Source organism: Alteromonas confluentis, from assembly GCF_001757105.1.
GTDB classification, from domain to species: domain Bacteria; phylum Pseudomonadota; class Gammaproteobacteria; order Enterobacterales; family Alteromonadaceae; genus Alteromonas; species Alteromonas confluentis.
In genome coordinates this window covers 157,238-176,400 of the sequence record NZ_MDHN01000004.1, presented here as the reverse complement: position 1 = coordinate 176,400, position 19,163 = coordinate 157,238, and the positions used below count along the sequence as shown (strand labels likewise).

Genomic DNA, 19,163 nt, shown 5'->3' with positions numbered 1-19,163 from the left:
ATGGCTTAGAAGGTGTAACGCATACCCAGGTTGTAGCGCGGCGATGATTGTCTGAGGTTAATCAGCATTTGTTCATGTCGGCCGTGCTGGCGCTGGTACTCGTTAGTCAGGTTAATGCCTTCCGCGAATACGGTAAGGTTTTCGGTAAGGTCGTAACTCATGTTTACGTCCCACTGGCCGTAAGCCTCGGTGTAAACTGGGTTGTCGCCAGAACCGTCACCAATCCAGGCAAGGAATTTGTCTCGCCAGTTATAGGCAACACGAATAGACAGCTTATCGTTCTCGTAAAAAGCGATGAAGTTTGCCGAGTCGCTCAAGCCGGTAAGTGCATATTGCGGCTCCATTGATGCGTTGTCGTAGTAAAGGTCGCCGTCAACCATGGTGCCGTTCACGTTTACACCAAATCCACTGTCCCAGAACATGTGCTGAATCGCTATTTCCCAGCCATTCACGTTGTTATCGCGCTGGTTAAAGGGAATATTGATTTCGAACTGAGCCAGGTCGTCTTCCGGGCTGGCGTCAATCACCACGTCGCCGTGCTCGTTCAGGTATACATTCGGATCGCTGTCGAGATAGTTATCCAGAATGTACTGACGAATTTCTGCGTTGCCGGTGAAGCCGGCCGCTCGTGCTGCATCAGCTCTTGGCCCTTGTGCCGGATTGCGCAAATCAAACGCCGTTTCGGTTATGGTGCGACGGCCGACAAAGTTGGTTACGTCTTTATTAAACCAGCCCACTGCGGCGTAGCTGGCTTCGTCGTAATACCATTCCAGCGATAAATCGTAGTTGGTGGATTCCAGCGGCAACAGGGCGGGGTTGCCCCGTGAACCACTACCTTGAATGGTAGTAATTTGTCCGCCCAGGGTTTTACCACCCTGCATGTCACCATAGCTAGGGCGTGAAATGGTTTTACTGAATGAAGCCCGGGCGACCAAATCGTCTGTCAGATCAACTTTAAAGTCGATGCTGGGTAGCCAGTTACTGTATTCACCGTATTCATCGGTAAACACCGATTCGCCCGTGGGCTGCAGCACTAACTCATTGGTACTACTCCAGGAAATACCGTCGTAGCTTGGTACCAATGCCGAAGCATGGGTTTTGGTTTTCTCGTACCGCACACCAGTGATGATTTCTGCTGGCATGTCGCCAATATCGAATACCAGATTAGCTTGCACATAAGCGGCCTGCATTTTTTCATCGGTATACCGGTCGGTGGTGTAGTTGGTACCGCCACAGAAACGTGGGCCACAAGGCCACTCAATATCATTCTCGTTGTAGAAGTTTGCTGCGGTAAATTCGGCAATTTGCTCGAAGTCCCAATCGATATAGTAAGGTTCTAAATCGGGGTCACTATGCCCTGGAATACTGTCAAACATATCGCCAAGTGAGCGCTGGGTGAACCAGCTGTCTTCCCAGTCTTCGGGCTCGCCCACACCGCTCCAGGTGCCGCGTGTTGCGCTGGCGTATTTAGAGTGATTATTGGTTTCTGTTTGTGAAATACCAAAATCGATACTTTCAATAATGCCGGCATCAAAATAATACTTACCGCTGGCCTGAATTTGCTCTAGATCGGTGCGCTCGTGGTTGTTTCCGAAGTTACTCCCTGCGCCAATCATGTCTTCTGGCTCAAATCCATCAACGCCTTCAGGATATTCGATGCTGAGCACCGGTAATACCTGAGAAAAATCCACCGTTGTACGGATGCGGTTGTTGGAAATCATTGCCAGTGAACCCCAGCTACCGTATGGGCTGTTTGGTTCATGTTTGGCCGAGGCGTCGTGATAATCCAGTTCCACCATCAGGTTATCATTCACCTGATACTCAAGATTAAGGCCCACGGAGTTATTGGTATTTTTAGTGGCGGAAAATCCTCGTCCAGAGTTAATACCGGTACCCGCACCACGAGCGGCATCTGTGCTGAAGTTATCGGTATCCTGATACTGAATGGGATAAGAGATACCTTCTTCATTGGGATCTGACCACACCATGGTTGCATTGTTGTAGTTGAACGAGAACCAGGTCGACATATCGGTGAGTTCCCGGTCGATACTGCGCTCTGAGTAGGTGTAGTCCAAACGGGTTTTCAGTTTGTCGGTAGCCTGATATTCCAATGTAAGCTGGCCATTCACCCGGGTACGATACGCTTCATTAAACTGGTACACCAGATTCTGAGGCACGGCGTAAGTCACGCCATCGGCAGGCTTATTCAGATACGAATTATCGGGGTCTTCTGCGGGAAGGTTTCCCCAGCCGCCTTCATCCTGACCGGATATAAACGAACGCCAACCCGAGGCAACGGAGGCATTGCTGTTGCCGCTGTCACGCTTTTGATAGCTGCCTGTTAGCGCGATGCCGAATTTATCGTCCATGAAGGTTTCTGAGTATAGGCCGGAGAGTTCCGGGGTCCACTTGTCGCCTTTCTGCGTGGAGTCGTCATTAACGGCTTTAAAGCCAATCGTTGCCTGCCGGCCTGGGTTTGCCAGCGGGCGGGGAGTGATAATGTTTACTGTGCCGCCAAGACCGCCAGTGGCGATAGAAGCGCGTCCGGTTTTATATACTTCTACTGTACTAACCCCTTCAGATGCTAAATCAGCAAAGTCAAAGGAGCGGGTTGGGGTTGGCATTTGTCTGCCGTTCAATAGCACCAGGTTGCGGTCGGCACCGAATCCACGAATGGTGACGCGGCTGCCTTCACCGTCAGAACGGTCTATAGAAACACCGGTAATCCTTTGCAGTGACTCGGCCAGGTTGGTGTCGGGGAATTTCCCGATATCTTCTGCTGATATGGCTTCGACGATACCATCCGCTGAGCGTTTCAAATCCATGGCGCGAATCATACTGCCACGAATACCACTGACTTCAATAACCTCAACGGCATCGTCAGTGTCTGCTTCCTGAGCGTGTGTGCTGGTGATCATCGCCGAACCTAAAATCAGCGATACCGAAAGGGCAATCCTGTTTTTATTAAAGGGGCGAGTTTTCATTATTTTCTCCCTGCGTAAGCCTATGTGTTGTGCCCGTGTTGCACTCAATTTTTAAACCTTTCATTAACATTTTTGAAAAGCATGGCGGAGAGTACGCTTGCGCAAAAAATAAGTCGTTTTAATGGTGAAAAATCCGCGAATACGAACGTTCTGATCAGGGAATAGAACGTTCTTTTTTCAATGTTGCTAAGCCCGGGTCTTTAAATACACATGGTGAGGAGGGAGTTGGCTGACTGTGCGGTCAACGTTCCCTTTGATATGACTAAGAAATTCCTTGAGTTCCTGTTCGCTCATCATATCTGCAATGGGATGATAGCCCTCGGGTAATAAACCCTGACCAATCATTACTTGTTGCCAGGAATCATCGAATAACTCATTGGCTTTGCGGTGGATTTGACCGCTTTCTCGGAAAATTTGTAGGCGCTGAGCAAGCGTTTCCGGTATATCCATGTGTCGGCAATGTCGCCAGAATGCCGAATCAGTTCGCGCGGTCACGTGATAGTGAAGAATAATAAAATCGCGAATATGCTCAATTTCATCCACACTTTGGCGGTTAAATTCATCCACAATGGCTGGCCTGATTTCGTCGTGGGGAAACATTCTGAGAAGCCGCACAATACCCTGCTGAATAAGGTGAATGCTGGTCGATTCGAGGGGCTCGATAAAACCACTGGCTAGGCCTAACGATACGCAATTACGGTTCCATTGTTTTGTGCGTCTGCCAGGCCGGAACTTAATGACCCGGGGCGAGTTAAGAGGCGCGCCTTCAATATTGTCGGTAAGCCGCGTGATCGCATCTCGCTCAGAAAGATACTTACTACAAAATACTAAGCCGTTACCCACCCGTGTTTGTAGTGGTATGCGCCATTGCCAGCCATCTTCATGGGCGATACTGCGGGTATAGGGCAGCGGTAAGCTAACACTTTCAGTTTGCACGGCAACGGCACTGTCGCAAAGCAACCAATGCGACCAGTCTTCATAGCCGGTGTGCAGGGTTTCTTCAATTAGTAAGCCACGAAACCCGGTGCAATCAATGAATAAATCCCCTTCTATTTTTTCTCCATTATCCAATTGCAGGTGGCGGATGTAGCCATTGTCTTTTCGCGTTGCGACTTGTTCAATTCGGGCATCAATGCGTCTGATCCCAGCTTGCTCGGCGAGGTTGCGTAAGAACATCGCGTATTTACTGGCATCTAAGTGATAGGCGTAGTTAAGGCCGTTTTGAGGTAAATGCGCAAATTTTCCCTGTTCTGCAGCCACACGCTCTAAACAGTATGCGCCGAAGTCATCGCTTAGGCCCAGTTGCCTCCCTCTTGTCCAGAAATGTTGGAATCCGGCTGCCCAGCAATCTTTTCCGGTTGCGCCAAAGGCATGCAAATAGGCGTCGCTGGTGGTTTTCCAGTTTTCAAAATTGATCCCAAGTTTGAAGGTGGCATTGGTGGCGGCCATAAAGGCTTTTTCGTCAATTTTCAGCAGGCGATGAAAGAACGTTAGCGTTGGAATGGTGGCTTCGCCCACACCAACTGTACCGATGTCACTGCTTTCTATCAGGGTGACGTCTACCCGATTATGTAATAAGCGAGAAAGGGCTGCTGCTGCCATCCAGCCTGCCGTGCCTCCGCCGGCGATAACAACGCGCTGTTTCTTATTATTGTTCATGGTGTTTACCTGAAGTTACTGCAATTTGTGCTAACTGACTGAGAAGTGCCCGGTTGCCTGGCAACCCGGCCAGATGCTGTTGTAGCAATTTATGCTGCTCTTGTTGTTTAAAGGCTTGTGGTTGGCGATGTTGAAGGACGCTGGCAGAATGCTGGAAATCCGTTGGAAATCCCATGCCATAAAGTACATAGAGGTAACTGGCTGCAGGAAATATTTCCTCTCGAAAGCTAAAGTCAGCAGCACTGGGCGAACGGGTTTTCCATAACGTCAGCCAGTCGTACAGCTGTTCTGAGCAATCACTCATGCGGGTTACTTTTCGCCAATAGTCGCTGTCTCTGCGTTCGCTTAACACATAATGCAGCTTGAGAAAGTCAACTATACGCGCCCATTTAGTACTGAATTCCCGATTAAATTGTCGCGCTGCGGCTGGCAATTGATAGTGGTATCGGGGAAGACTTTCAGCAAGGTGCGAGGCGGCTAACTCTGTCATGACCAGCGCAGAGGCTTCAAGGGGCTCAAGAAAGCCCGAAGCGGTACCAATAGCAATGCAGTTTTGTATCCAGGGGCGCTGGCGATAGCCAGGTTGAAAGCGAAACAGGCGGGCTTGTTGCGCAATGTCATCTCTTGATTTAGGTGCTAAAGCGCTATTCGCTAAAATGTATTGTTGCAGCGCATTTATGGCGTCATCTTCAGCGCTGTATTCACTACTAAAAACATGCCCAACGCCGCGCCGGTTTGTTAGCGCAATGTCCCAAATCCAGCCGTTTGCTTGTGCCGTAGAGCGGGTGACCGATGGGATCTCTGTGTCGCTTTGTGTATAGGCGCATTGCAAAGCGACGGCGCTATCGTTAGGCAGTTGCGCCTTGCAAGATAAAAGCGGTTCGCCGAAATGCTCGCCAATTAGTCGTGCTGAAAAGCCACTGCAGTCTACAAATAAATCGCCTTTAATCTGTTTGCCAGATTTCAACGTCAGTCCCTGTATGGCGTTGCCTGGCGCAGCAATAACGCGCTCGACATGATCAACAACATGGGTGACACCCAATTTTGAAACGGCGTGAGTTTTCAGTAAGTGTGCAAATTGGCTGGCATCCAGGTGATAGCCGTAATTCAATACGCCGGCAAAAGGCGGCGTTTCTACCTGCTTGGGCGCCAGAAAGTGATCGCAAACCGTACTTTGGGTGGTAACCGCATGGGCGAAACTGGACTGGCTCGCTTCTCGCTGCCACCATGCTGCGCAATCGGTGTCAAAGTAATTAAAAGGCAGGCTGAAAGGATGGTAATACTCGTCGTTACTGTTGCCCGTACGCCACTGATGAAAGTGCGTTCCCTGTTTGAACGAAGCGTGACACGCGTTAAGAAAAGTGACCTCGTCGATGCCGATTTTCTGTAAGGTACCGCGCATCGTGGGCCAGGTACCTTCGCCAACACCGAGTAAGGGAACATCGGGAGATTCAACGAGCGTAATGTGTATGTCGGCGCTGTGTTGAGCGGCTAACAACGCGGCGGTAAGCCAGCCTGCACTGCCTCCGCCAACAATAACAACCGACTTAATTTGGGTGGTGTCCTGCATCTTACTTCCCTAAAACTGCTGCACAGTGTCAGGGGAGTGATTCAGTTACACTTACTCCTTAGCTATGCACTTTGCCTGGCCAGCCTGAGTTTGCATTCACTGCGGTACTGACTCGGCGTTTTATTAAATTTTTTCTTAAACAGCGTGTTGTATACCGACTTACTGTTGAATCCGGCATCGTAAAAAATATTGGTGATGCTTTTGTCATTTTCTGCCGGATCTTCAAGCATCCTGCGGGCTTCCTGGATGCGATAATTGTTGATGAACTCGTAAAAATTCACTTCGTAGTGCCGGTTTATGGCGTTTGAAAGTTCCTTCACCGGAATATCTAGCTTCTCTGCCAGTCGCTCAAAAGAGAGATTCTGGTTCAGATAGGGCCGCTCCGTTTCCATGGTGTTTTCAAGGCGTTCAATAACGGCTTCACTCACCGGCTCTTTATTTACGGTTTTTACTTTTATTGGCTGTGTTCTCAGGAAATGAGACGCCGCCATAAAAATTACAGCGTTGAACAACACGAACTGCATGTAATACGATGCCAGCCCAATGAACTCCACCAGTTCGTAGTAGGGGAACCCGTACATAGCGTGATACACCTTGATACCGCTTAGCATGGTTTCCCAAGCCATAATGCCCGCAAGTACAATCAACACTTTTGGTAGCCAGGCTGGAATATTAAATCGCTCTTTTACTTGCTCATCGGCCCTGCTTACCAATGCCACGGCGTAAAGACTAAAGCCGACCCGGGCGATTTTGGCGATTAAGTCCACAAATACGTAATCAAAGTCGGCAAAACTGTAATTTCTGATCAGTGTGACCTTGGTCTCGTGGGGCAGAGCGTAAAAATGCAGATAGATAAATATTCCAAATATCAGCACTGGTAATAGCAACGCACTGTGCCATCGCTGCAACGTAAATTTCTGTTGTGTGATGGCGCATGCAAAAAGAAACAGCAACGGGCCATCGAGCAAATATGCAAAGTTAAGCGTGAAAAAGTAGTTTGGTGAAGATTCAAGTACCCAATACCTCACTGAGCTTCCCCAAAGCACAAGTTCATGCAGTGCAATACAGGCGTGCACAACAAAAAATACAATTAGCAAACTGGTAGGGAAGCTGCCTTTGGCGCGATTAAATCCAATGTAAATCGCTACCGCCAGACATTCGAAAGCGATAAGGAGAAGCACCAAATCATGCAGGTTGAAGAGCGTTTTATCCATGACTCTCTGATTATGACTGTTGTAATAATATTGTTAATAAGTCATGGGAATAGTAACGAGTGCCTGTTACTAAATCAATCGATAAAAGTGCCTTCAGGCGTTTAACCGAACGTTCGGTTGCGCGATGTGGCGAGTAGTTTCCCTGCTTTCAGACTTATGCCCCTGTCAGTTGTACCAACGTCTTGCCAGGTGAATAAAAAACGAGAATTCAGTTGGTTACAAGTTCGTACCGGGATCAGAACGTTCGGATAAGCGTTTAGGCGCAGAATGAAGCGAACCTTAAATCTGCAAATGCAATCGTATCAGTGAGTTACGGTAAGAGGAGAGAATAATGAGGGCGGCTATAAAAGTTACAATTATGTTGCATTTAATGTGTTTGTCGGTGAGGGCGTATGCGGGCCAGTGACGTTTTTGGCAACATCACCGGCCCAATTTCTAAGCTATTTTGAGTGCATTAGAACTGATATTTCACGCTTACGCTATAGTTCACTGGCGAGCCTGGCATGGTCCATAATGCATGATAAGAGTTCTCGAAATATTCCTCATCAAACAGGTTGTTCACATCAAGCTTCACCGATAACTGATTGGTGAGGTTCACCGAACCTGACAAATTAACCAGTGTGTAAGACGGCAGAATGTAGTCTGGATCGGTGGTTTGTCCAAGGCGGTCGCCCACGTAACGCACTGTTACACCCACAAACGCGTCTTTCGCCATGACTTCGGTATAGTGGTTCAGCGAGATAAAGCCCGAGTGCTTCGCAATGTTTATCAATCGCGAACCTTTCGGGATCGGCACTTGCCAGTCCAGATTGTTCACTTCGTTTGCGGTTTTGGCGTCGGTATACGCGTAGGACACATCAATACGAGTGGACGCCGTTAAATCGGTTGTCATCTGGAACTCGACGCCCTGACTTTCAACTTCACCCAAGGTGGCGGAGAAACCCGTATTCGGTTCTGCCGTTAGCATGTTAGTTTTTTCGGCGTTGAAGATTGCCAGACTACCGGAAAACATGTCGGCGATATTTTCCCACTTTGCCCCCACTTCATAAGACGTGGTTTCTTCCGGGTCGAAGGCATTTCTGTCGGAATCCAGACCTGGATTCGGACGGAAACCTTCAGCATAGCTGGTATACACATTCAGATTTTCGGTAACTTCGTAGGTAAAGCCAAAACGTGGGGTAACCGCGGTTTGATCCTGCTTCTGCGGCTCTGGCGTTTCAGCGAGGAAGTTAGTGATTTCCTGCTCGAACTTATCCACGCGGAAACCTACCAATAAGGTGGCTCTGTCGCTGAGTTCAATTAAGTCTTGTGCATAAAAACCAAGACCTTGCTGCTCTTCAGCCGTAAGGGTGGTGGGAGATACTTCTGGCCGGAAAATAGTGTAATCCGGGTTGTTCGGATCAATGCTGTAAGTGGTATCGCCAGCGCCCCAGGCCGTTCGCCATCTGCGATAGTCTGTGTCGATATCGTAATTGTAGTAATCCAGTCCGAACAGCACATTGTTCACTAAGCTACCGGTACTGAACTCGCCGCTTAGCTCCAACCTCAGAGATAAATCCTGTGCTTCGTAATCCCGGGTGCGGCGTTGTCTCGATAAAATATTCGGATCAGTAAATAGCAGCTGACGACCGCTAGACAGCTCGGTATCAGAAGACTGACCTTTCATCGAAGAGTCACGGAATGCGAAACCACTCAGCAGATGCCAATCGGGATTCAGTTCATGATTGAGTACCAACTGGTGGCCAAACGCTTTCACTTCATGAGCGCCGTCACGGATGTCACCGTAGAAGCTTTCAGGTTCAACGGCATCAAAGTCGCCGTTAAGTACAAAAACGCCACGATCCAGTGGCTTTTCCTGGTCGAGAATTTCCATCTGATAGCTCATGCTGGTGGCTTCAGAGATATTCCAGATGAAAGACGGATTAATGTTCAGATTCTTGAAGAATACATGGTCTCTGTAGGTGTCCGAATCTTCATATGAACCGTTCAGGCGGAACGCCATATCGTTGTTAAGCGCATTGGTGTAATCGAACTCAATTTGCTTTTTATTGTAATTTCCAACGGTGCCTTGCACGTAACCTTGTTCTTCAAACTGCGGCTTTTTCGTGATCACGTTAATCGTGCCGCCGGGTTCTCCCTGGCCGTATAACGCAGAGCCAGGGCCTTTCATCACTTCGATAGTTTGAATATTAACCGTGCTGCGATTGCCGCTGTAGCCGCGGATATTAAAACCGTTGATTAGGTAGCCAGTAGGGTTGTTCTCATCACCAGAAAAACCGCGCACGGCAAAACTATCAAACAAACCACCCGAAGCGTTTTGGCGAACGATAGTGGGGCTAAAATCCAGTGCGTCGAGAAATCGGGTAATACCTTCATTATTCAGTGTTTCCGCGCTTATGCGGTCGATTGCCTGTGGTGTGTCGATAAGCGGCACGTTACCGCGATAGGGTTGATAGTGCTTTTTTACTTCAACGTGCTCGATGTCATCGCTTTTCTGTGAAGTGTGCTGTGAAGTGTTTTGTTGCGCCGCTACGCTGGTTGATACGGCGAGTAATGAAAGTAAAAACTGCTTCTTCATGTAGTAATTTTATCTTAGGCAGGGAATGAACGGTGAAAGATGTTATAACATCACATAGGGCGAAACAAGCGCGAAATTGCACTTGTTTCAGTGAAGTAGCAACTACAGCGTAATGGTTATTTGAGCTGAGGGATCAGCAACCCGACAAATCCACAATAATTTCAGGTGCTTTGTAAGCATCAACATATGTTTCGTAAGACACGTAGCATCCGCTTGCTGCAATTTGCGTGTGCCCCGCACCACTGGCCATGCGGTTTCTGGTGGTGATATACATTTCCCGGGTCAGTTCGCCACTAATAGACTGGCCGTTGAAGTTTTCAGCGATGGTAAAATCGTTGGAGCCGTATTCAACCAGTTCCAGAATTTCAGGCACGCCGTCACTGTCTCCAAAGGATGTGCCAAGAGGGTAGCCTTTATCGAAGTACACGCCGTCAAAATCAAATCCATTGGTAAAGCCGCCATTTCGACGGGCAATAATGGCTTTGGTATGAGCAATGTTAGCGGTTGAGCGAAGGGTGCCTGCCATTGTTTTCAGTACGGCAGCATTGGCTTCACTCGAAAGATCGACAAATCGTGGCAGTGCTGTCACAGACAACACACCCAGCAGGATGATCACCAGAATAAGTTCGATAAGGGTGAAACCTGATTGCTTCGTCATCGCCGAATTCATTACCTTCTCTCGAAAAGTTTCCCTGAACACATCTATTTAACCCGTTCAGTTTAAAACAAACCCAGCACTGTGTGGTTATGTTTACACATACTCAGTTAGCCTGCTTTTTACCCGATTAGTAGTTAAGCATTCTTCATTATTAACGGCTGCAGCGCGGGAAACCTGAAGCGAACAGGCAAAATAGACTGGAATATCTGCAGGTTGATGACGGAATTTTAATCGAATTAATAGTGACAAAGTGCATGGTTCTCGCTATTTTTTAATTAATTGTTAATAAAGTGGGAGACGAACAATGAAGTTTGTGATTGCTGTACTTTTAGTTTTTAGCACAACGGCCTATGGAAGCTATACCACTGATGAAGCAGAAATAATTGCTTTACTTGAAAAGGAGTCGACGAGTTGGCGACAAGGCGATTTAGAGGCGCATGCCGAGTGCTGGAATATTCAACCCTATAGCCGAATTCTAGTGTCGGAAGTGAATGGTACCGTCAGAGATATTCCTCCACAAATAATGGTTTCACCACCACCGGGTGCGGCAGGACAGGGAGGCACGTTTGAGCATTCAGATTATCGCTTTAGCGTGGTGGGCGATTCTGCGTGGGTAAGCCATCATGAAGTAGCCACAGCCTCTGATGGCGATAAAACTTATTCCTATGAAATCCGCTTACTGGAGCGCTTCAACAATGAGTGGAAGCTGGTGGGTCAGTCTATCCATATTTACGACTACGGTTGGGATGAAGGATTAATGATGCCTGATTGAGATTTTTCCTTTAGATTAGGGATTGACCTTCAACAACTATAATTAAGGATAATCGTGAAACAAGTTTTCAAAACTATTTTTGCAGCATTTTTTCTATGTACCACTTCTATTTCTGTATTTGCTGCCTCCGGCCCTGTTTACTTCCCTAAATCGTCAGGGGCGGCTTATTCAAAAGCGGTTCAGGTAGATAATACTTTGTATATTTCTGGTTTGCTTGGAATGGGAAAAGGCGGATTTTCTGATGACTTCAACACACAGATGACGCAATTGATGGCGAACCTGTCCTCGACGCTGTCTGACTTTAATCTGACCAGTGCTGATGTGTTTAAGTGCACAGTGATGATTGACGACATGGCAAACTGGGCTGCGTTCAACAAGATTTACGTTTCTTTCTTTGAACCTGATCGACTGCCAGCTCGCAGCGCCTTTGGTTCCGACGGTTTACCTGCAAATGCACTTGTGGAGTTGGAATGCCTGGCGTATATGCCAGCAAAAGGATAACAGCGAAAGATACCCGCTAAGACAACAAAACGATGTGTGAGCTGAGGGTTGGGGCCCAACTCACACATCAAGCTTGCTAATTATTCAGCTACGGCGTAGTGCGCAAGTACTCCCGGTACTCCGGCTTCCAGAAGTTGGCTTCGATGGCAGCACGCAAGTCATCATCGGAAATAGGCGAACACAGGTTCTGCATCTGTGCGACTTTCGCCACATTAAATGCCATTTCTTTACTCAGTGCTTGCAGCTCCGTTAATGGCGGCAGCAGTGCTGACTTATCCTTAATTGTGCGGTTGGACCACTCTGCCAACGTATCGGCAGCGGTTAACAGCATTTCATCAGAGATACGGTTAATGCGTGCAGACACCACACCCAAACCAATGCCCGGAAAAATGTAAGCGTTGTTACACTGACTTACTGTGCGTTTCTCACCATCATATTCTACTGCTGCGAACGGACTGCCGGTGGCGACAATGGCGCGCCCTTCAGACCATTCGTAGATGTTTTCTGGCGTGGCCTCTACCTGAGAAACCGGGTTGCTCAGTGGGAAGATGATAGGGCGTTCGTTCACTGTGCTCATGGCATGAATAACTTGCTCAGGGAACAAGTTAGGCTGACCAGAAACCCCAATCAGAATGGTGGGCTTAGCACAGTTGATGACATCCAGCAGCGTTGGGTATTCGCCGCTATAGCTCCACTCGGTAAGACTTGCTTCTTTCCGCGCCAAGGGCAACTGGAAGTCACGTAAGTCAGGGGTGGATTCGGTAACAAGACCAAAACGGTCTACCATGTAGATGCGATCCCGGGCTTCTTCTTCGCTTAAGCCGTTCGACACCATGTAGCTGATGATTTGCTCTGCAATACCACAACCAGCACTTCCGGCCCCGGTGATCACTACGCGCTGGTTCTGCAGAATTTCTTCTTTACGGTAACAGGCGGCAATCAGTGTGCCCAGCGCCACAGATGCAGTGCCTTGAATGTCGTCGTTGAAACAGCGATAGCTGTCACGGTAACGTTTCAGCAGTGGCATGGCGTTTGGCTGTGCAAAATCTTCGAACTGTATCAATGCGTCGGGCCAGCGACGGGCAATGGCTTTCATCGCCAGATCCACGAACTCGTCATAGGATGCCTGATCGATACGCTCATGGCGATTACCCATGTAGAAGGGGTCGTCCAGCAGCTTCTGGTTATTGGTGCCCACGTCCAGCGTGATAGGCAGTGTGTAAGCCGGGCTGATACCACCACAGGCGGTGTACAGCGAAAGCTTACCGATAGGAATGCCCATACCGCCAATACCCTGATCGCCAAGGCCAAGAATGCGTTCGCCGTCGGTGATAACAATCACTTTTACGTTTCGTTTTGGCGCATTGCGCAGTACTTCGTCCAGGCGGTCTTTGTCGCGATAGGCGAGGAACAAACCACGGTTGTGACGGTAAATATCAGAGAAGCGCTCACAGGCTGCGCCCACGGTAGGCGTGTAGATGATAGGCATCATCTCGTCCAAATACTGGTTCAGCAGCGAGTAAAACAAGGTTTCGTTACGATCCTGAATAGCACGCAAGTAAATATGCTTGTTAATCGGGTCGCTGAAACTGGAGTATTGCATGTAGGCCCGACGTGTCTGTTCTTCAATCGACTCGAAACGGGGCGGGATAAGACCGGTGAGGTTGAAGTCCCAACGCTCTTTTTCAGAAAACGCCGTGCCCTTGTTCAGCAACGGGATTTCCAGCAGATTAAAACCCGCGTAATGGGTAAACAGTCGTTTTTTACTGTTTGATTTGGTAGTCATGATATTTCCAACAGAATGAGTGACGAGAAGGGGGTCAAAAGACCCCCATTAACGATTTATCAGTGCAGCATCTCAGGCAGGAAGAGTGAGATGGCCGGAATGTAGGTGATCATGGCCAGGAAGATAAGCATCAGACCTAACCATGGCGCACAGGCCTTGATGGTCCACAGCATGCTCTTGCCGGTGATACCTGACGTTACGAACAGGTTCAGACCCACCGGCGGTGTTAGCATGCCCAGCTCCATGTTCACCACCATGATGATACCGAAGTGGATCGGGTCGATACCCAGCTGCATGGCAATCGGAAACAGAATAGGCGCCATGATCATGATGATCGCACTTGGCTCCATGAAGTTACCGGCAACCAGCAGCAGAATGTTCACTAAAATCAGGAACACCCAGGCTGGCAGACCCCATTCAACCAATGTAGAGGCGATACCGTGAGGAATTTGCTCGGTGGTCAGTACGTAAGCGAACAGCATCGCGTTGGCAATAACGAACAGCAGAACCACACTTACACGGGCTGATTCTTTAATCATCTTGCCCACTTCCTGATCGAACGCAGATTTCACGATGGCAACCGGCAGAGCGATAATGTTGCGCACCAGGGCTACGCCCAGGTTTTCACCTTCGTTGCGCCACTTCACGCCTTTCAACGGGCCTACATCACGGTAAACCCATACGCACACCAGGTAAGCGTACACGGCAGCAACCGCAGCGGCTTCAGTTGGACTAGCAACACCGCCATAGATAGAACCCAGTACCAGGATGATGAGCATTAATCCACCCATGGCACGGGCACCGGTGCTCATTAGCGTGCGAACACCTGGGAACGGCTGAGAAGGCAGGTTCTTTTTAATCGCTACGATGTAAATAACCACCATCAGGCTCAGGCCCATCAACAGACCAGGAATAACACCGGCTTCGAACATACGAGCTGCAGAGACTTCAGTGGCAGACGCGTACACCAGCATTACGATAGAAGGTGGAATAAGAATACCCAGCGTACCAGCGGTAGAAATGGTACCGGCGGCGAAATCCAGCGGATAACCGCTACGCGCCATACCCACCAGTACGATTGAACCGATAGCCGCTACCGTTGCTGGTGAAGAACCGGATACCGCAGCAAACAGCATACAGGCCAGAACCGATGCCATTGCCAGACCACCGCGAACATGGCCAACAGAAGCGATGGCGAAGTCGATAAGACGACGGGCCACACCACCGGTTGAAAGAAATGATGAAGATAAAATGAAGAACGGGATAGCAAGCAGTGTGTAGTGCTCGGAAACCGACTCAAACATCTTCAGGGCCACAGAGGCCAGTGAATCGTTAGTGAAAAATAAAATAGTGAGTAGTGACGATAAACCCAGCGAAATCGCAACAGGTACGCCAATGAACATAAAAATAAATAAACAGGCAAACAGGGCGAGGGCAGTCATTACTTCATCTCCTCAGATTCGTCGAATGCTTTACTGACATCATTAGCTTGATGCACATGGAAGGTGTCTTCCTTACCGCGGATGATGTTGAACAGGATTTCCAGAATACGGTAACCCAGCAACACGAAGCCGATTACCATGACTGAGAAGGCAATCCACTTTGGTACCGGCAAGTCGTCGAGCTCCAGTCCAATTAATTTCATCTTGCTTAAGTACACGTAGCCGCCGTAGCCAATCAATACGCAGTAAGTCAGGCTCGCTAGACAGCCGATAGCGACTATCCAGGGGCGAACTTTTTCAGAGAATTTTTCCAGCAGGAAATCAACGCCGATGTGAGCACGTTCACGCAGCGCCCATGAGGCACCTAGCAGAACCATCCAACCCACTAAAATGGAAGTCACTTCCTGCGACCAGTGTAAACCTGTGTCAAAGCCGAATCGTAATACGACTTCGATAAACACCAACAATGTTGTCAGTACAAGCAGGATGCCGATGAGTGCATCTTCCGCTTTGTTTATAAATTGCCTCATGTTGTTATCTCATTAACGAAACGTAACCTTCTATGGCAAAGAGGATGCCAGAATGTTAAATGATGTTAACGCAATGAAAAATATGGACTTTATTTTGGAGGGTGAAAATTGAACAATGGAAATGGGTGGACAACCACACGTTTAAAAAGGCAAATGTGTGGTTGTCGGTACATGCGTTGAGCCGGCGACCCGGCGCAATGTTTGAGAGATGTTACTTGAACTGGCTTTTATCGATGTCGAATTTTTTCATCTTTTCGTACAAGGTTTTACGTCCAATACCGAGACTGGCTTGAACATCTTTAAGTACACCATTATGGCTATTGAGGGAGTTTCGGATCACGGATTCTTCAAAATGGTCCATTTGTTCGGTAAGCGTTAAAAGCCCACCAGAGAAATCGCTGCTGTCTGCCATTTCACCGAACGCCCGGGATTCACCGAGCAGAGTGAAGCAATCTGCTACGTTACGGAGTTCACGCACGTTACCTTGCCAGTCGTTGTTCTGTAGCGCATGGGCATGGGCTTCAGAAAGGCTCGGCATCTCCGCACCATAACGGTATGCGGCCATGGCCATGAAGTGTTCGAACAACAACGGAATGTCGGATTTGCGGTTGCGTAGGGCAGGAATGTCTACCTGAATCACGTTCAGACGATAATACAGGTCAGAACGGAACTCACCTTTGTCGGAAAGCTCACGTAAATCCTCTTTGGTAGCCGCAATAATACGGATATCCAGCGGAATTTGCTTATTCGAACCCAGCGGCTCGACTTTACGTTCTTCCAGCACCCGCAAAAGTTTGGTTTGCAGGTTCAGTGGCATGCTCTCGATTTCATCCAGCATCAAGGTGCCGCCGTTGGCGTACTCAAATTTCCCAACACGCTTCTTATTCGCGCCGGTGAATGCGCCAGGTTCGTGCCCGAACAGCTCACTTTCGATGATTGTTTCAGGTAGCGCGCCACAGTTAATGGCAACGAAAGGCTTCTGGCGTCGTTTACTATGATGGTGAAGATAGCGGGCGACCAACTCTTTACCGGTGCCGGTTTCGCCGTTAATGAGTACGTCTGCCGGGGTGTCTTTCACCTTATCCAGCAACGTCCGCATTTTTACCACGCCGGGACTGCGGCCAATAATTCGCGGGCCAGGTAACTCTGACGCTTCCAGTTCCCGGCGTAGACTGCGGTTTTCCAGGGTCAAAGTGCGCTTTTCCACTGCCCGGTGAACTGTTTCCAGTAGAATGTCGACAGAAAATGGCTTCTCAAGAAAATCGTAAGCGCCCAGTCTCATGGCTTCTACGGCCAGTGACACATTGCCGTGACCGGTCAGCACAATCACCGGAATATCGCTGTCGATGGCCTGAATGCGCTCAAGTAACTCCACGCCATTCATGTGTGGCATGTTAATGTCGGTGATGACAATGCCTTCCCAGTTCGCTTCAATAATTTTCAGTGCTTCCTGCGCGCTTTCGCAGGCTTCAATATCAAAGTCTTCCAGGGTAAGTGTTTGTTGAAGTGATTCACGAACGTGCTTTTCATCGTCAACAATCATTACTTTTAACGCACTCACGTATTATCTCCATGCAGCTCTTTGAGAAGTGTGATGGTAAAGGCGGTGCCGTTTGGCTCTACCGCTTTTACAGTAAGGGTACCATTTTGTGATTCAACAATACGCCTCGATATGGTTAATCCTAAACCGAGACCTTTCTCTTTGGTGGTAAAAAAAGGTTCGAACAGGTTTGCCATTACATCGCTGTCCATACCTGGCCCATTGTCGGTAACCGTGATCAGCATCCATTCGTCACAGTCTGAAATGTTAACATCAATGCGTGCATCAGGCGTATCTTCCAATGCTTGCGCCGCATTCGATATCAGATTAACCAAAACCTGACCAATCATTACGGGCTCGCAGTTTATCACCTGGTCAGTGGCTTGATTATCGATCTGGTAATCAATCTGTTGTTTCTGAATTTGCGGCATGATGATCGCCGATACGTTATCCAGAATTTCGCCAATGAACGCTTTGCGGCTATCTGGCTTGGCGCGGCGGGAAAAAATTTTAAATTTGGCTACGGTTTCTGCCATCGTAGCGGCAATGTTGGCGATTTCTTCTAAATTTTTCTCTGCCAGCTCAATTTTATCCCGCTCAATAAACTTCTTACCATTCTGAGAATAGGCGATGAGCGCTTGTAGCGGCTGGTTAAGTTCGTGATTTATCCCTGCGGCCATTTCACCCAATACCGCCAGTTTGGCGGTTTGAATCAGTTCAGACTGGGTGTTCTCCAGTTCGGTCTGGGTGCGTTTATAGTGATCAAGCGATAGCTCCAGCTCTTCATTTTTACGGGTAAGGTTTGCAGCCAGCTGCTGAACCCTGATCTCCAGTGAATTATTCAGCGCAGCAATTTCCTGGTGATGACGTCGTCGTCCGCGGTACACCATTAAAAAAGCCGCGATGGCGAAGTAGGTCAGCATGGTCAGGCCGGTCATCTGGGCGACAAATAGAATGCGGTATTTATAGTCGGAAATACTCATCACCGACCAAGACAGCCCCGGAATGGGTAATTTGTATCCACTATAATAGGCCTGTGTTTTACCTGACTTCAGTAGCATGCTTTCACTTAAACCGGTATTTAAAACCGGTTGATTACGGATAACCTCGATAGGTTTGTCGTTAAATCGCTGTTCATAATCAAGCTGCGTTATATCTTCATCGCTAAGCCTTGATAACCCTTTTTCTTCAAAGCGCCCTGACCCAGAATAGAAAACGATATTTTTCTCATCGAGGAACAGTAAGTCGGTGGTTTTTTCTACCTGTATAGTAGACAAGAAATCGATATTTACCTTCAGTGCCACACCACCGATGATATTGCCGTTCTCTCTCACGGGGGCAGAAAAATAAAAGCCCCGTTTGCGGGTTTTTATTCCCACCGCCATAAAGCTCCCGTTGTCACCTTTAATGGCGCTTAGTACATAAGGCCGGAAGCTGTAGTCGTCATCAATAAAGTTTAATTCGTTATAGAAATTGCTGGCCGCCAGTACCGTGCCGTTTTCATCGAAGACGTAGGCAAAATTCACGCCCAGGGTGTCGGTTAACTGCAGAAGAAAGAAATTAGCCGCATCCTGTTTTTTCTGATCGGGCGCCGTGAGTAACTCCCGAACAATAGGATATTGGCCAATAACCTGTGGCAAACCCTGAAAGTGGCTACTCCAAAGATAGACTTCCCGCTGTATACGGTTAGTTTGCGTGTTCAGCAGGTCTCGCTGGCGTTCGGCGGAATATAACCAGAATCCGCTGAGGGCCAGTGAAAGGGCAACCACACCCATAATGATGAGATTGCGCCTGTTAATGTTAGCAACCAGAAGTGCTTCAATATCGCGATGTGTCAGTTTCAACCCATTTCCCGTTTATCTATGTTTCACAATCCACTCATAGAGGGATTGGTCAAGGGTGATAGTATGTGTATCTCACTGTTTTACT

General features: G+C 48.4%; 13 protein-coding genes. 2 read left to right on the top strand and 11 right to left on the bottom strand.

Going from position 1 to position 19,163, the window contains the following annotated elements; genetic code table 11:
• Positions 1-5: 5 nt before the first annotated feature.
• The 6 genes from BFC18_RS01650 to BFC18_RS21995 all read right to left on the bottom strand — a co-directional run bounded on the left by BFC18_RS01650 (position 6) and on the right by BFC18_RS21995 (position 10,663).
• Entirely contained in the window at positions 6-2,984 is a 2,979-nt protein-coding gene (locus BFC18_RS01650; protein ID WP_070123442.1) for a TonB-dependent receptor, read from the bottom strand.
• Positions 2,985-3,170: 186 nt separating this feature from the next.
• Positions 3,171-4,643, bottom strand: a complete 1,473-nt coding sequence (locus tag BFC18_RS01645; RefSeq protein WP_070123441.1) for a tryptophan halogenase family protein — start codon at positions 4,641-4,643, stop codon at positions 3,171-3,173.
• The gene (locus BFC18_RS01640; protein WP_070123440.1) at positions 4,633-6,213 is read right to left on the bottom strand and encodes a tryptophan halogenase family protein; all 1,581 of its coding nucleotides are present in this window, start codon (positions 6,211-6,213) and stop codon (positions 4,633-4,635) included. The genes BFC18_RS01645 and BFC18_RS01640 overlap by 11 nt, the downstream gene beginning before the upstream one ends.
• 62 nt (positions 6,214-6,275) lie before the next feature.
• On the bottom strand, positions 6,276-7,427 hold the full coding sequence (locus BFC18_RS01635) for a helix-turn-helix domain-containing protein (RefSeq protein ID WP_070123439.1): 1,152 nt from the start codon (positions 7,425-7,427) through the stop codon (positions 6,276-6,278).
• Positions 7,428-7,881: 454 nt separating this feature from the next.
• Positions 7,882-10,005: a TonB-dependent siderophore receptor gene (locus BFC18_RS01630; protein ID WP_070123438.1), complete on the bottom strand. Its 2,124-nt coding sequence runs from the start codon at positions 10,003-10,005 to the stop codon at positions 7,882-7,884.
• 133 nt (positions 10,006-10,138) lie between these two features.
• Positions 10,139-10,663 (bottom strand): prepilin-type N-terminal cleavage/methylation domain-containing protein, encoded by a 525-nt coding sequence (locus BFC18_RS21995; protein ID WP_070123437.1) that lies wholly within the window; start codon positions 10,661-10,663, stop codon positions 10,139-10,141.
• A 304-nt stretch (positions 10,664-10,967) separates the two neighbouring features.
• Here BFC18_RS21995 and BFC18_RS01620 point away from each other — a divergent pair, with 304 nt between their 5' ends.
• Both BFC18_RS01620 and BFC18_RS01615 read left to right on the top strand, forming a co-directional pair.
• Positions 10,968-11,435: a nuclear transport factor 2 family protein gene (locus BFC18_RS01620; protein WP_070123436.1), complete on the top strand. Its 468-nt coding sequence runs from the start codon at positions 10,968-10,970 to the stop codon at positions 11,433-11,435.
• 54 nt (positions 11,436-11,489) lie between these two features.
• A complete protein-coding gene (locus tag BFC18_RS01615) occupies positions 11,490-11,936 on the top strand; it encodes a RidA family protein (protein WP_211481003.1) in 447 nt (148 codons plus the stop codon).
• A gap of 88 nt (positions 11,937-12,024) precedes the next feature.
• Here BFC18_RS01615 and BFC18_RS01610 read toward each other — a convergent pair whose 3' ends face one another.
• The 5 genes from BFC18_RS01610 to BFC18_RS01590 all read right to left on the bottom strand — a co-directional run bounded on the left by BFC18_RS01610 (position 12,025) and on the right by BFC18_RS01590 (position 19,078).
• Positions 12,025-13,722 carry an NAD-dependent malic enzyme gene (locus BFC18_RS01610; RefSeq protein WP_070123435.1) on the bottom strand — a complete coding sequence of 566 codons (1,698 nt, stop codon included), beginning with the start codon at positions 13,720-13,722 and terminating at the stop codon, positions 12,025-12,027.
• Positions 13,723-13,781: 59 nt separating this feature from the next.
• Positions 13,782-15,164, bottom strand: coding sequence for a TRAP transporter large permease (locus BFC18_RS01605; RefSeq protein WP_070123434.1), 1,383 nt, complete (start codon positions 15,162-15,164; stop codon positions 13,782-13,784).
• Positions 15,164-15,694, bottom strand: a complete 531-nt coding sequence (locus tag BFC18_RS01600; RefSeq protein ID WP_070123433.1) for a TRAP transporter small permease — start codon at positions 15,692-15,694, stop codon at positions 15,164-15,166. The genes BFC18_RS01605 and BFC18_RS01600 overlap by 1 nt, the downstream gene beginning before the upstream one ends.
• Positions 15,695-15,905: 211 nt before the next feature.
• Positions 15,906-17,237, bottom strand: a complete 1,332-nt coding sequence (locus tag BFC18_RS01595) for a sigma-54-dependent transcriptional regulator (RefSeq protein ID WP_070123500.1) — start codon at positions 17,235-17,237, stop codon at positions 15,906-15,908.
• A 14-nt stretch (positions 17,238-17,251) separates the two neighbouring features.
• Positions 17,252-19,078, bottom strand: coding sequence for a sensor histidine kinase (locus tag BFC18_RS01590; RefSeq protein ID WP_070123432.1), 1,827 nt, complete (start codon positions 19,076-19,078; stop codon positions 17,252-17,254).
• Positions 19,079-19,163 lie beyond the last annotated feature (85 nt).